This is a genomic window from Aquitalea magnusonii, assembly GCF_003202035.1.
GTDB lineage: Bacteria > Pseudomonadota > Gammaproteobacteria > Burkholderiales > Chromobacteriaceae > Aquitalea > Aquitalea magnusonii.
Window position 1 is genome coordinate 54,383 of the sequence record NZ_QJKC01000009.1, and the last position, 13,615, is coordinate 67,997.

Genomic DNA, 13,615 nt, shown 5'->3' on the forward strand with positions numbered 1-13,615 from the left:
GTCAGCAATAAATCATTGAATAAACTGGTAAATAAGGACTTATCCACAGCAAGTGGGCTTCTTCTACCAGTTTCTTCCATATACATATGGGAATAACAAGAAAAGATGCGAGAACCGCTCAGCGTTGTGCTCATCACCAAAAATGCTGCTCTCCAGCTGGAAAAAACACTGGCCAGCGTGCAGTGGGCAGATGAAATCGTGGTGGTGGATTCGGGAAGTACGGATGAAACCGTGGCGATAGCTTCTGCCTATAAGGCAAAAGTTATCCACCAGGACTGGCTGGGATTTGGTCCGCAGAAGCAATTTGCCGTTGCTGCTGCTAGCCATGACTGGGTGTTGTGCCTGGATGCAGACGAATGGCCATCGGCAGAATTGGTATTGCAAATCAAACAGATACTGAACAATCCACAGGCAGCCGCCTACCGCTTTGCCCGCAGCAACCGTTTCATGGGTCGTTTTCTCAAGCATGGCGAAGGCTACCCGGACTGGAGCCTGCGGCTGTTTGATCGCCGTCAGGCAGGCTGGTCCGATGATGTGGTGCACGAATACGTACAGTGCAATGGACCTGTGGAAAAACTCTGCGGCGACCTGATGCATGAATCAGGCGAGGACATCGCGCTGTATCTGGCCAAACAGAACCGCTACACCAGCTTGCAGGCAGAAATGCTGTATAAACGCGGGAAAACTGCGGGATGGGCCAAGCTGGTGTTCAGCCCCTTGCTGCGCTTTGCCAAGTTTTACCTGGTACGCCGTGGTTTTCTGGATGGTTTGCCCGGACTGGTCCACATCAGCATTGGCTGCTTCAACAGCTATATCAAATACGCCAAGCTCAATGAGCTGCATCGATTGGGAAACAGGAAATGAAGATTTTGCTCACCGGCGTGGCCGGTTTTATTGGCCGGGCGGTGGCCGAACGTCTGCTGCAACAGGCAGGAATCGAAGTGGTGGGGGTGGATAATCTGAATGATTACTACCCGGTGAGCCTGAAACAGGCCCGCCTTGCCACGCTGCAGGGCCGTGACGGCTTCCGCTTCGTGCAGCTGGACCTGGCTGACTGGACGGCGCTGAACGCGCTGTGCGGGGCGGAAGGCTTCGATTACGTGATTCATCTGGCGGCCCAGGCCGGGGTGCGTTACTCCATCGACAATCCGCATGTCTACGCCCAGAGCAATCTGCTGGGCATGACCAATGTGCTGGAAGCCTGCCGTCGCCACGCGGTCAAGCACTTGGTGTATGCCAGCTCCAGCAGCGTGTACGGCCAGAATGCCAAGGTGCCGTTTGCCGAGGACGACCGGGTGGATGCCCCGGTCAGCTTTTATGCCGCCACCAAGAAGGCCAACGAGGTGATGGCGCACAGCTATGCCCACCTGTATGACCTGCCTTGTACCGGCCTGCGCTTTTTCACCGTGTATGGCCCGTGGGGCCGGCCGGACATGGCGCCATGGCTGTTTACCGAAGCCATTTTGCAAGGTCGGCCGATCAAGGTGTTCAACCACGGCCAGATGCAACGCGATTTCACCTATATCGACGATATTGTCGAAGGCGTGGTGCGGGTGATGCAGCATGTGCCGTCAGCGGAAAACGGCCAGCCGCCGTATGCCCTGTTCAATATCGGCAATCACAATCCGGTAGCCCTGCTGGATTTCATCCACAGCATCGAAGCCGCCTGCGGTCGCGCCGCGGTGAAGGAGTACTACCCGATGCAGGATGGCGATGTGCCGGTGACCTATGCCGATACCAGCCGGCTGCGCGCTGCGGTGGGCTTTTCGCCGGATACGCCGCTGACGGTGGGCATGCAGGCCTTTGTCGACTGGTATCGCGGCTATCACCAGTGCTGAAGACCATGATCTGGCCACTTGCTGCGGCGTAAAGGCGCTGTGACGCGTTGCTGGCGCGTTTTTGCCATAGCGGCTGCTCAGGATGGCTGGCGCAGCGTGGCGGGTGGTTTACGGGCCGCTTCTGGCGAGGTCGGTTTTTCAATCGTGAATGACAGGGACTGCCATGCAGATACGCCCCGCGCTTGGCACGGATGTGGCCGCGCTCCAGCAACTGATACTGAACGATGGGCCGAATGACTGGAATTATTTGCCGCCGGATGGGGTGGCAGCGACGCTGCAGCAATTGGCGGCAGGCCGCGTGCAGGGTTTGCTGGCGGAGCAGCAGGGCAGGGTGATCGGCATCATGCTGTATGCCGGTGACGACCCTTATCCGCAATATCGCCCGGCGGATGTCGCGCCAGCGCAGGCGGCTTTTCTGATCGAGGCGGTGATCAGCCGCGACTGTGCCGGGCAGGGCCTGGGCAGCCGGCTATTGCTGGCGGTATGTGCCGCCTTGGCTGAACAGGGTTGTGGCTGGCTGTGTGCCGACCGCCATCAGCAAAATGCTGGCTCGGCCGGGATGATGCGCAAGGCGGGTTTTGTCGAACTGGGCAGTTATCCGGATAGCGAACGGCGCTGGAGTGGTTCGCGCCAGACCACGGTGTGTGGCCGCCGTCTGTAATGGCCACGGGCTGGCTCAGCCCAGTTCAGTACAGTTTGGCATTGAGACTGAACACCGCCTGCCAGCCGGCGCTGTGCTGCGCTTGCTGGTCGGCCATCCAGCGCGAACCGGCACCGACATCCAGCGACCAGCGCGGGTTGAAGGGATGGTTCAGCATCAGCAGCAGATTGCTTTGCTCCAGGTGCCGGCCGCTGTCATTGGCCTGATGCCCCAGGCTGGCGGCGCGTTGGCTATCGGCCAGGCTGCCCCAGCCCAGCAGGCTGATGCGCTGGTTTTGCCAGTGGCCCAGGGTGATGTCCAGATTAAGCAGCAACAGGCTGCCGGGGCTGGCATGGCCCAGCCGGTCGGCATAGCCGATGGAAAGCGAACCATCCTGCGGCAGATCCAGCCCGTAGCGCGCCACCCCCATCCAGTGGCTGGAATTGGCCCCCAGTTCCCACTGGCTTTCATTGGCTGCGGCCAGCGATACCCAGCCGCCCGGTGCCGGCAGGCCGACGCCGGCTTCGCCTTGCTGCACAAACAGGCTGCCGTATGGCGTATCGTGGCGCAGATCGACATTCGGTTGCAGCCGGGAGCCGCTGCCGGCGCTGGTCTGGTACAGATTGCCAGCCAGGCTGATGCTCATGCTGTGCACTGCTTCCTCGGCCAGACAGGGCTGAACAAGCAGCAGGATGGGCAGCAGGCTGAGAACACGGGTCATGACAACTCCAGGAGCAGGGTAGTGGGGCTTGATTCCGGCTGCATGGAAACGATTTTCTGTGGCCAGCTGCCATTGTCGGCAGAGAATACGCCGAGCCGGTGTTTCTGCAAACCGCTCACCGCGGCATTCCACCGGCTGTCCCCGCTTGCCGTTCTGCCGGGCATATTTTTTTTGGGCGGCGCAAAGCGGATGGACTGTTTTGCACCCTGTAGCCCTCAAGCTGATGAATTCATGTCGTAATTTGCAGCATCCTGCCAGCCAAAGGCGCTGAAATTTTATGCATTATTAATTATTTGTGTTTTTTAATGCATAAATCAATATTAAGCGGAACTACCTCGACTTTTTTGCTATCAGTCATTGCATCAAGACTTTGTCGGAGGGCTGCGCCATGCTTCATCATTCGCCCCTGATTGCCACCATTGTCGGCAGTCTGGTGTTTGCTTTCATCCTGGGAACGCTGGCTTTCCGCCTGCGTCTGCCGCCGCTGATCGGCTATCTGTGTGCCGGCATCGTGGCCGGCCCCTTCACCCCCGGCTTTACCGCGGACGGCCAGATTGCACCGCAACTGGCCGAGATGGGCGTCATCCTGCTGATGTTCGGCGTCGGCCTGCATTTTTCGGTGCGTGATCTGCTGTCGGTCAAGGCCATTGCCCTGCCGGGAGCCATCGGCCAGATCCTGCTGGCCACCGTGCTGGGGCTGGGTATGTCGCAGCTGTTGGGCTGGCCGCTGGGCGAGGGAGTGGTGTTCGGCCTGGCCTTGTCCACCGCCAGCACCGTGGTCTTGCTCAAGGCCTTGCAGGAAAAGAATCTGGAACAGACAGATGATGGCAAGATCGCCATTGGCTGGCTGGTGGTGGAAGACCTGGTAATGGTGCTGACGCTGGTGTTGCTGCCCATCTTTGCCGGGGTGCTGGGTGGCAAGGGCGCGGCCACCGCCATCAGCGGCAGCGCGGTGCTGTGGACCATTGTGCTGACGCTGGGCAAGGTGGCGGCCTTTGTGGCGCTGATGCTGGTGTTTGGCCGCCGTTTCATTCCGTGGATGCTGGAACGCATCGTCTATACCGGCAGCCGCGAGCTGTTCCGGCTGGCGGTGCTGTCCACGGCGCTGGGGGTGGCTTACGGCGCGTCCTTGCTGTTTGATGTGTCGTTTGCGCTGGGGGCATTCTTTGCCGGCATGGTGCTGGCCGAATCGCCGCTGAGCCACCGTGCGGCGGAAGAATCATTACCCTTGCGCGATGCCTTTTCCGTGCTGTTTTTCGTGTCGGTGGGCATGCTGCTCAATCCAAGCGTGCTATTGCATAACTTCTGGGAAGTGCTGGGCACGCTGCTGATCATCGTGGTGGGCAAGTCGCTGGGGGCTTATGGCATTGTGCGCTTGTTTGGCCGCAGCCCGGCCACTGCGCTGACCATTGCCGCCAGTCTGGCGCAGATCGGCGAATTTTCCTTTATTCTGGCTGGTCTGGGCATTACCTTGGGCCTGATGAGCGAACACAGCCATTCGCTGATTCTGGCCGGGGCCATTCTGTCCATCCTGCTTAATCCGCTGCTGTTTGTCTGGACCGGGCGCTATCGCCAGCGCCAGCAGCAGGCGCTGGATGGCTGAGTCAGGGCAGGCCGACGCAGCAGCAATGGTGGGCCGCGCTCAGCGCGGCTAACCAAACCACGTAGAGAAGCCGGGCCAAGGCGCGCCGACGCAGACAGCACCAAGAGTAGGGCAAGCAGGCGCGGGGGTTTGGTTAGCGGGTCTCAATTGTCGTTATGCTCGAGCCGGCTGGAGGGCAGCCGGCACAGCATGATCTTGTCCACCCGGGTCTTGTCCATGTCCACCACCTCGAAGCTGAAACCCTGCCAGTCGAAACGGTCGGTTACCGCCGGTACCCGGCCCAGCTGATACATCATCACGCCGCCCAGGGTGTGGATATTGCCGGTGTCTTCACCCGGCAGCGGCTCATCGATATCGAAATACTGACGGAAGGCATCCAGCGTCACCATGCCATCCAGCAGATAACTGCCATCCTCGCGCTGCACGATATCGTCGTCTTCACCAGCGGTGTGTATGGAGGGCAGATCGCCCACCACGGTTTCCAGCACGTCGTTCATGGTCACCAGCCCTTCCAGTTCGCCGTACTCGTCCACCACCAGCGCCAGATGGGTGCGTGCCTGCTTGAACTGCTCCATCAGCTGCATCAGGCTGACCGTGGCCGGGATGTAGAGCGGGATTTCCAGGTCGGCAATGAAATCCACGTTCTGGCCGGCCAGTACCCGGTCCAGCATGCGCTTGGTGTCCAGAATGCCCAGCACATGCTCCATGCCACCCTTGCACACCGGAAAACGGCTGTAGCCGTGGGCGATCAGCAGCTGGCGGTTGTCCTGCTGCTGGTCTTCGATATCGATGGAAACGATGTCCTTGCGCGGCGTCATCACCGCCGCCACCTTGCGGTCATCCAGCCGGAAAATGTTTTCCACCAGCTCCTGTTCGGCACGGTCGAACACGCCTTCATCCGCCCCCTGTTCCATCAGCACGCGGATTTCTTCTTCGGTAATCGATGGCTCGCTGCTCTTGCGCGCACCGATCAGCCGCAACAGGGTGTCGGTCAGCCGCGACAGCAGGCGCACCAGCGGTGCGGCAGCACGCGACAGCAGCAACATGGGCGGAGCCAGGGTACTGGCAATGCCTTCCGGATTGAGCATGGCCAGCCGCTTGGGCACCAGCTCGCCAAAGATCAGCGACAGCATGGTGATGGCGGCCACCATCAGCGCTACCGACAGCGGTTTGTTATAGGCATGCAGTTGCGGCAGGCTCAGTTCCAGCCAGTCGCGCAGATGATCGGACAGCGCGGCTTCGCCATACACCCCGGAGAAAATGCTGATGCTGGTGATGCCGATCTGTACGGTAGACAGGAAACGGGTGGGTTCTTCCGCCAGCCGCAGCGCCGAACGGGCACCGCGACGGCCTTCTTCAGCCCATTGTTGCAAGCGTATCTTGCGTGAGGACACGATGGCGATTTCCGACATGGCAAACACGCCATTCAGCACAATCAGAACAAACAGAAAGAAAATATCCACGATGCGGGAGAGGCGGGAAGATAACCCCTGCTAGCTTAGGGCAATGCGGCGCGGCTGCAAAGCAGGGTTTTGTTGCGCAGGGCTGCGCTTTGCAACCCTGCAGCAAGGCCGTATCAGAACAGGCTGTTCTGGCTGGCGGCCGGCATCCAGTGGATGGTGCCGCGGCCATGGGCGGCCAGCCAGGCATTCACCTGCGAGAAATGACGACAGCCGTGAAAGCCGCGGCTGGCCGACAGGGGAGAGGGATGGGCGGCGGTCAGCACCAGATGACGGCTGCTATCGATGCGCTCGGCCTTGGTCTGGGCCCAGTTGCCCCATAGCAGGAAGACGCAGCCGGGATTTTTCTGGTTAACGGCGTCGATCAGCGCGTCGGTCACCGCTTGCCAGCCCAGCTTGCCATGGCTGCCGGCCTTGTCCATTTCCACCGTCAGCACGCTGTTCAGCAGCAGCACACCCTGCTCGGCCCAGTGCGTCAGGTCGCCGCTGGCCGGCATGCCACCACCCAGATCCGCCACCATTTCCTTGTAGATATTGCGCAAACTGGGCGGAATGCGCACGCCGGGCGGCACGGAAAACGACAGGCCCATGGCTTCGCCCTGACCGTGATACGGGTCCTGACCCAGGATCACCACCTTGATGTCGGCCGGTGCCATGGTGCGCAGGGCATTGAAAATATTGGCGCGCGGCGGAAACAGGATTTTGCCCTGGGCAGCTTGCTGGCTGAGCTGCTGGTCAATCTGCAGCAGGCGGGCAAAGACGGCGGGTGATTTCAGCACATCCTCCCAGGCCGGATGGACCGGAGCCAGGGCAGGTGCAAGGTATTGGAGTTGTTTCAGGCTCAAGACAGATACCGTATCAGTGTGGTTTTGCTGCGTTTTTGGACGCAGGCAGCAGGGACAAGTTGCAAAACAAAAGCCATTCCGCGGGGGAATGGCCTTGTCATGTTACGGCTAGCCGGCAGCGAGGTCTGCTGATCTCAATAATGGGCCATGGCCGGATCAACCTCGCTGGCCCAGGCTTCCACTCCACCACGCAGGCTCAGCACCTGCTCGAAACCGGCGTTGGCCAGATACAGGCCCACCTGATAGCTGCGCACGCCATGATGGCAGACAGTGACGATGGTCTGGTCGTCCGGCAGCTCGCTCATGCGCAGCGGAATCAGGTTCATCGGAATGTGCAGCGAGCCCGGAATGCTGGCCAGCTGCACTTCCCAGTCTTCCCTTACATCCAGCAGCACGGGCTGTTCTGTGCCGGCATCGGCCAGCCAGGCCGCCAGATCGCTGGCAGTGATTTCCCGCAGCATCAGAAAACGAAGCGTTCCGGCTCGATGGCTTCTGCCTGGGCCAGACGGGAAATACAGGTTTCAAACAGATTGGTTTCGCTGAAGGCGGATTCACCAACACGCTTGATCAGCTTGCAGCTCATCACCGGCAGGTCGCCAACCACCACGATCATGCGGCCACCCACGGCCAGCTGGGCTTTCAGGCTTTCCGGCACCACCGGCAGCGAACCGCCGACCACGATCACATCAAACGGCGCCTGTTCCTTCAGGCCATCCAGACCATTGCCTTCCACCAGGGTGACATTGCCGATGCCGGCCTTTTTCAGGTTGGCCGCAGCGGTTTCGCGGGTGGCGGCGTTGATTTCCACGCTATAGACATGGCGGCCCAGCTTGGCCAGCAGGGCGGTCAGGTAACCGGCACCGGTGCCGACTTCCAGTACCTTGTCCTGTGGCTGTACGGCAACATCCTGTGCCAGACGGGCTTCCAGCTTGGGCTGCAGCATCTTGCCACCGTGCGGCAGCGGCAGTTCGGTGTCGACAAAGGCCAGCTGGCGCTTGTCGGCAGCGACGAAGTCTTCGCGTTTCACGTGAAACAGCAGGTCCAGAATTTTCGGGTCAAGTACGTCCCACGGACGAATCTGCTGCTCGACCATGTTGAAACGGGCATTTTCAAAATCCATCAGCTTACTCCGAAGGGCTGGCTGCCTGAGCGGGTGTGCCGCATTGCGGAAAACCTGACTTCATGGGCAGCGTGTCATGACGATAACTTGCGATTATATCAACATGGACATTAAATTTATTTTAAATCATAGGCTTGCTGATGATTTCAAGTCGATTAATGTTCAGTTGTAGGCGTGGTGTAGGCAGTGGATTCAGCGCGACTACATACCTACTGAAGGTCCACTGCGTTAGAAAGGGACAATGATACCGCTATCGGAGTAAGTTCCCAAGCGCTACAACCTACTGAATTCCTTAGCTACCTATCGTTCCGACCGGCGAATGTCAGTTTTACCATTCATATCGATAGACAGTCGGAAGTACTTGGTTTCGTTAGGCTTAAGGATGGTTTCAGTTTGCGTCCATTCATCTTGACCAAGGCTGCATAGGGCCTTGCCTTCAGGGTCACGACCAGATCGAAGTAGTACTTCGCCAGGGGCAACATAGAATGCCGCTGTCTCCCCTGTATCAAGTCGTGCAGCAAGTACTTTGTTGATGGCCAAAGAGTAGAAGCAACCACCACCCAAGAAGCCTGCATCACGGGTCACGACGATAGTGCTGGTAGTTGTTTCATCCTTACTCTGAAATGCAAGTACACGGTTTGCTGGTGCTGGTTTTGCTTCAGATGCTGGTACTGCGGTGGTTGCGCAGCCGGTCAGCACACTAGTCATTGAACAGGCCATCACAGCTGTAACTAATAGTTTTTTCATTTTAAATCTGTATTTATAGTGCAATTGTCATACTGAAATTTTAACAGAGTACTTCAGGTCAGGCTGTGTGGCTGTAAGGGGTCAATGCGATTGCGCGTAATGGTTCATCAAGTTCTAAGTAAAGGACCAGTATCGGTTCGGTTCAAAAAAGGTTTGAAAAGATAGTTGACACAATAAATGAACCGATGCCATGATACGGCCTATCAAGTGAACCGAACAGAGTCCAGCAGATGGCCAAAATTGCATACTTCCGGGTTAGTACTAAAGATCAGAGTATCGAAGCACAGCGTTCTGCACTTGGTAGTGGATTCGACAAGGAATTTTGCGATGAAGGCATTTCTGGTGCGGTACAAGCTGCATTTCGTCCAGGATTTGCCAAGATGCTGGAATATATCCGCGAAGGCGATAGCCTTCATGTATACGATGTATCGCGATTAGGACGGGATGCTATCGACGTTCAGACTGTTGTGCGGGCATTACTTGATAAAAATGTTGTAGTAGAAATCAGGGGTATTGGAACGATTAGTCGCGGTGCAGGTGAATTGGTACTTGCGGTATTGGCTCAAGTTGCTGATATGGAAAGATTACGAATAATCGAAAGATGCGAATCTGGTAGAGAGCTTGCTAAGTCAAGACTTGCTGAAACTGGAAAGACACACAGAGGTAAGACAAGTCTTGGTAGGCCAAAAGTGTCTGATGAAGAAAAAGCACCTGCTATAAAACTACGTGAAAGTGGAATGTCATTTTCACAGATTGCGAAGGAGCTTGGTATTTCTAAGGCTACAGCACTTCGCTATTGTGCAGGAATTGAAGCAAAGGGATTTAAGCCTGGCCTACATGGTGAAATGGCAATTATTACAAGAAAATATAGAAAAATGGGGTTAACAGTTGCTGAACTGTTTGAAGCAATTCCTTTCGAAGGTTTTTCTATAAAAATGGTTAGCAATACAATTGGGTTTGATCTGAATAAAATAGATGAACATGAAAGTTCTGTACGACCCGAAACAGATGAAATACGTAGTCAGCTTTCAAGAGAGTTAGAAGAGCATGGTAATTCAGAGGCTGCAGAATGAATTAGGGGTGTTTTTCTTTAAGTAAAGTTTGGGTATTCAATAATACCCATTAGGATAATTGTTTATAAAAGAAAATGTATGGATATTAGTAGTATCGGAATTTTGCGGATTGAATTCTGGAAAGCGCCAGATGAAGCATTCTTACCACGTAATGTTGTAGCTGCAGGGATTGATCATTCAATTTCTTGGCTTGAAGCAAAGGCTACACACGGCGGTGGGCCTTTGATGCGAAAGTATGGCCGTCGTGTTCTGTATTGTAAGAAAGATGTTCTTGTGTGGTTATCAGAAAACTTCCGCCCGATAGCACATACAAGCGAACTTGCTATTGTTAATAAGTAAGAGTTTTCTGTTATGGATCAAAGCAGACCTAGTGCGTGATATTTTGATTTCTTGAACAGCATAGTTAAGTATGGTTAGGTGCCTGCTAAACGATGTTTGCGATTGTGGCTGTTTTAACGCGTTTTGAGCGTGTTTTGCATGATTTGTGTAAGTGTCTCTATATCGGTGTGAAGTGTTCGCTATGGGGCTTAAAATGGCTATTGCGCTGTGTTCGGTTGTAATACTAGCTGGAAGCTAAAACAGGTATTAAATGTAATTTGCCACTTCATACTTTATTCTGCTAAGCAAAGTCTATGTGTTGTTTCCTATAAGAAAGTATGATGTGGACTTTATTGTATAAGAAAGGATTCACTTAATGTAGTGTGGCTAGCCATGTGGGTAGTATGGTACTAGCCTTAATTATGCCTATGTCAATGCATGTAACTTGCACTGTGAATGTCTGAAAGTCAGCACCAAGGTTTGGTCGCAGAATGCTCTTTACAGTCTTGAAAATCCAGTAGTGGCAAGGGTTGTAGCGTGTTTTCGTTTTAATTTTCATACACAGGAAGGAAGCAATTTCAGATTGAAAAGTTCGACCCCTAGTTATGTGTTGTATTGCTGTACAAAGTGTAAGTGTAGTGCAAGAGTTTTCACTAGTGTTACTGTATTGGCTAAGACACCTTTCTTCCTGTTTCACAAGAAGAATAAATGTCTTATCAAAGTATCATTAGTAAGTATGTAGTAGATAGTGTTGTTGTACCCCCCAAGAAGATTGATAATTTACCAGTATTTGATAGCTTTAATAAAATTATTGAATATAATCATCAGGAATATACAAAAGCATTGTATGAACTGAAAGTAAATTACTCAAAGTGTTCGTATCAGAAAGAATGTCGTGTAGCTGAAGGGTATGTGGTTGATAAGAAAATTGCTAGAGCACTAAAACTGAGGTTTCTAGCTTCTCTGACACTTGATGATCCTTTGGTTTTTCATCTTACGCTTTGGACCCCACCGGGTAGAACATCACCAAAAGGGGCTTTCAAGGCAGTTAAGCGCTGTCTGAAGAAAAGTGGACGTGATTTGAATTATGCTTATGCTTTAGAGGCTAAGCCAGTTGGACGTGTTAATTCTGATAGCCATCGTGATGATGGAATTCATTTTCAAGTGGCACTATTTGTATCGGCGCAAGGGCGTGATGTGAATGAAATTCGCAAGGAACTGGAATTTCTGTTTAGCGCGCAAAGGGGGGTTACTGTTTTAGATAATGATCGTGCTGTGAAAATTACAGGGGGGCATTATTTGAAGCGGTCGGATATTGAACTTTTACAGGGGATGAAGCATATTATTGGCTATATTGCAAAGCCGAAAACGAAACTAAGTCAAAGTAGTCTGAGCCGTCTACTAAGTCGATTTGGTATTAGTGAAAAGATTAGATTGTTTGAAGGCAGTCAAGTAGCCGCTTATCGTAAGTACGAACTTGCAATGGTATAGATGTAATGTATTGCTATAGTCAATAATGAAAAAGGGCCATGTCTTCATGGCCCTAAATCATTTCTATTTGTTTTTCTCTTCTATTACACCAGCAGCAGCTAGAATAAAGTCTTCAATTTGCTGCATCGGTTCTCGCAGTGATTCAGTATCCTGAATGATATATCCGGCAGTTACATCACTACTATCTATTGAATGATTGATAAGTCGCTTTATTGTATAGACACTTAGGCCTTTTACACAATTATTGGCAATGGTAATAAATGTCCGACGTAGGTCATGCACAGTAAAGTCAATGCAGATTTCTTTACAAATTACTTCAATAGCAGCATCAAATCGACCGATATGGTTATCTTTGTCTTTTCCCGGAAATACATAATTACTTTGTGATTCAATAGGCAAAGTGTTACGATGTTCAAAATGATGTTGTAAAATAGATGTAAGCCAGTTACCAATTGGAAGTTCATGCTTTCTGTGATTCTTTGCATGCTCAGCTTTAATTGTAATGGTCTTACGTTTAAGATTAACTTCTGTCCACTGTAGCTTAGCTGCTTCTTGAAGACGTAGCCCTGTCAGCAGATACAATACGCACATATCCCGCACCATTTTTTGTCGCTCTGTATGTTGGGGCTGGTGTTGTAATCCTGTGAAAAATACCGAAAGCTGATCAGGTCTGATCCAGTTATCCCTGCGTTCAATTCTATGCCACATTTGACGAGCTTTTAGCCGATCACATGGATTAGAATGAAGTAATGGTTCACCATCATTGTTTGCATATTTTTCACTTGCCCAGTTTAGTACAGCGCGCAAAAAGCGGAATGCTTGATTGGCAAATGCTTCATTTTTTGAAATTACACTTCCATCTTTATCTAATGTAGGCTTGCTGATTGCATCGAAGCGATCTTCAACCATCAGTCTAGTAATACTCCCCAGTGGAATATCACGCCAATCATTGAATACACGATTCATTGCTTTTGCATAATCGCGTAGAGAATTCGGTCTAAGCGTGCGTTCTTGTATATAACCTTGATATGCCTGATCAAGGGTGACAGCCTTGCGTGCGACTTCCCTTTTCTGTTGATTAGGATTAATGCCCTGTGCCATTTTCCCAAGTACTGAGCGTGCAAGGTCACGGGCCTGATCTGGTGTGTATGTCCCGTAGCGGCCTATGGTTGTACGCGTGGTTTTTCCGTGTACACGGCTTTCGACCACGAATACTTTTGATCCCTTGGTTACTCTTAAAGCGAAACCTTGTAGCTCAGTATCGCGATAGAGAACCTGGCTACCAGCCGGATATTCGATCTGGTCGATATTCTTCTTATTCAACTTGATGGCTGGCATTGGGTAGTACAGAAGGTTGGTTGATCTTTGTAGGCGCAGTGTAGGCAGATGGGGTCGGATTCCCAAGGGTTTGCTGGGGATAGCTAGGGTTCTGCTTGTCTGTGAAGGCTTGTAATTTCAGGCCGTTAGGGCTGGCTGTGGTTTGCTGGGGCATTTGGCGATAGAGCTTGCGATTATCCCACATTTACCTTACCTTCACAGCATCGCTAGGGGTCCTGTGTGATCTGGTATGGCCTTGATATTCCTGTGGGATGACAACAATAGGCCATTCATATTGCACGGGTGAGAAATACCCTTGGAACCTGACCCGGTTAATCCCGGCGTAGGGAAGCGCAATCTGCATGGTCCCACCCCCTTTCCTTGCAGCCCGGTTCGCCGGAATTCCGCTCCTTGCGCCGTTTCATCGCATGGAGGAAACCCG

15 protein-coding genes and 1 riboswitch are annotated in these 13,615 nt (G+C 53.1%); of the genes, 7 read left to right on the forward strand and 8 right to left on the reverse strand.

Annotated elements, in window-relative coordinates; translation table 11 throughout:
- The first annotated feature begins 105 nt into the window (after positions 1-105).
- From DFR38_RS11005 to DFR38_RS11015, 3 genes are all read left to right on the forward strand, one after another.
- Entirely contained in the window at positions 106-864 is a 759-nt protein-coding gene (locus DFR38_RS11005) for a glycosyltransferase family 2 protein (RefSeq protein ID WP_059284376.1), read from the forward strand.
- On the forward strand, positions 861-1,838 hold the full coding sequence (locus DFR38_RS11010) for an NAD-dependent epimerase/dehydratase family protein (protein WP_059284377.1): 978 nt from the start codon (positions 861-863) through the stop codon (positions 1,836-1,838). Before DFR38_RS11005 ends, DFR38_RS11010 begins: the two co-directional genes overlap by 4 nt.
- Before the next feature lie 163 nt (positions 1,839-2,001).
- Positions 2,002-2,499, forward strand: a complete 498-nt coding sequence (locus DFR38_RS11015) for a GNAT family N-acetyltransferase (RefSeq protein WP_239688490.1) — start codon at positions 2,002-2,004, stop codon at positions 2,497-2,499.
- A gap of 25 nt (positions 2,500-2,524) precedes the next feature.
- Here DFR38_RS11015 and DFR38_RS11020 read toward each other — a convergent pair whose 3' ends face one another.
- Entirely contained in the window at positions 2,525-3,199 is a 675-nt protein-coding gene (locus DFR38_RS11020) for a hypothetical protein (protein WP_059284379.1), read from the reverse strand.
- Between the two features lie 388 nt (positions 3,200-3,587).
- On the opposite strand from DFR38_RS11020, the gene DFR38_RS11025 reads away from it, so the two are divergent.
- Positions 3,588-4,802, forward strand: a complete 1,215-nt coding sequence (locus tag DFR38_RS11025) for a cation:proton antiporter domain-containing protein (RefSeq protein ID WP_110313393.1) — start codon at positions 3,588-3,590, stop codon at positions 4,800-4,802.
- A 143-nt stretch (positions 4,803-4,945) separates the two neighbouring features.
- On the opposite strand, the gene DFR38_RS11030 is transcribed toward DFR38_RS11025, so the two are convergent.
- The 5 genes from DFR38_RS11030 to DFR38_RS11050 all read right to left on the reverse strand — a co-directional run bounded on the left by DFR38_RS11030 (position 4,946) and on the right by DFR38_RS11050 (position 8,974).
- On the reverse strand, positions 4,946-6,265 hold the full coding sequence (locus tag DFR38_RS11030; protein ID WP_110313394.1) for a hemolysin family protein: 1,320 nt from the start codon (positions 6,263-6,265) through the stop codon (positions 4,946-4,948).
- 113 nt (positions 6,266-6,378) lie between these two features.
- The gene (gene ung, locus DFR38_RS11035) at positions 6,379-7,101 is read right to left on the reverse strand and encodes a uracil-DNA glycosylase (protein ID WP_110313436.1); all 723 of its coding nucleotides are present in this window, start codon (positions 7,099-7,101) and stop codon (positions 6,379-6,381) included.
- A gap of 140 nt (positions 7,102-7,241) precedes the next feature.
- The gene (locus tag DFR38_RS11040; protein WP_199054831.1) at positions 7,242-7,571 is read right to left on the reverse strand and encodes a rhodanese-like domain-containing protein; all 330 of its coding nucleotides are present in this window, start codon (positions 7,569-7,571) and stop codon (positions 7,242-7,244) included.
- A complete protein-coding gene (locus tag DFR38_RS11045; protein ID WP_059284382.1) occupies positions 7,568-8,227 on the reverse strand; it encodes a protein-L-isoaspartate O-methyltransferase family protein in 660 nt (219 codons plus the stop codon). The genes DFR38_RS11040 and DFR38_RS11045 overlap by 4 nt, the downstream gene beginning before the upstream one ends.
- 300 nt (positions 8,228-8,527) lie before the next feature.
- Positions 8,528-8,974 (reverse strand): hypothetical protein, encoded by a 447-nt coding sequence (locus tag DFR38_RS11050; RefSeq protein ID WP_204377379.1) that lies wholly within the window; start codon positions 8,972-8,974, stop codon positions 8,528-8,530.
- A gap of 230 nt (positions 8,975-9,204) precedes the next feature.
- Here DFR38_RS11050 and DFR38_RS11055 point away from each other — a divergent pair, with 230 nt between their 5' ends.
- The 3 genes from DFR38_RS11055 (at position 9,205) to DFR38_RS21015 (ending at position 11,856) form a co-directional block, all read left to right on the forward strand.
- Complete coding sequence (locus tag DFR38_RS11055) at positions 9,205-10,047, forward strand: recombinase family protein (protein WP_082693231.1); 843 nt, start codon at positions 9,205-9,207, stop codon at positions 10,045-10,047.
- A gap of 78 nt (positions 10,048-10,125) precedes the next feature.
- On the forward strand, positions 10,126-10,386 hold the full coding sequence (locus tag DFR38_RS21010; protein WP_146215962.1) for a hypothetical protein: 261 nt from the start codon (positions 10,126-10,128) through the stop codon (positions 10,384-10,386).
- Between the two features lie 687 nt (positions 10,387-11,073).
- On the forward strand, positions 11,074-11,856 hold the full coding sequence (locus tag DFR38_RS21015; protein WP_146215963.1) for a hypothetical protein: 783 nt from the start codon (positions 11,074-11,076) through the stop codon (positions 11,854-11,856).
- Between the two features lie 63 nt (positions 11,857-11,919).
- Here DFR38_RS21015 and DFR38_RS11060 read toward each other — a convergent pair whose 3' ends face one another.
- Together DFR38_RS11060 and DFR38_RS21020 are read right to left on the reverse strand one after the other, a co-directional pair.
- Positions 11,920-13,179 carry a tyrosine-type recombinase/integrase gene (locus tag DFR38_RS11060; RefSeq protein ID WP_158527727.1) on the reverse strand — a complete coding sequence of 420 codons (1,260 nt, stop codon included), beginning with the start codon at positions 13,177-13,179 and terminating at the stop codon, positions 11,920-11,922.
- Positions 13,172-13,378, reverse strand: a complete 207-nt coding sequence (locus DFR38_RS21020) for a hypothetical protein (protein WP_146215964.1) — start codon at positions 13,376-13,378, stop codon at positions 13,172-13,174. The genes DFR38_RS11060 and DFR38_RS21020 overlap by 8 nt, the downstream gene beginning before the upstream one ends.
- 14 nt (positions 13,379-13,392) lie before the next feature.
- Positions 13,393-13,540, forward strand: a riboswitch (TPP riboswitch).
- Positions 13,541-13,615: the final 75 nt, after the last annotated feature.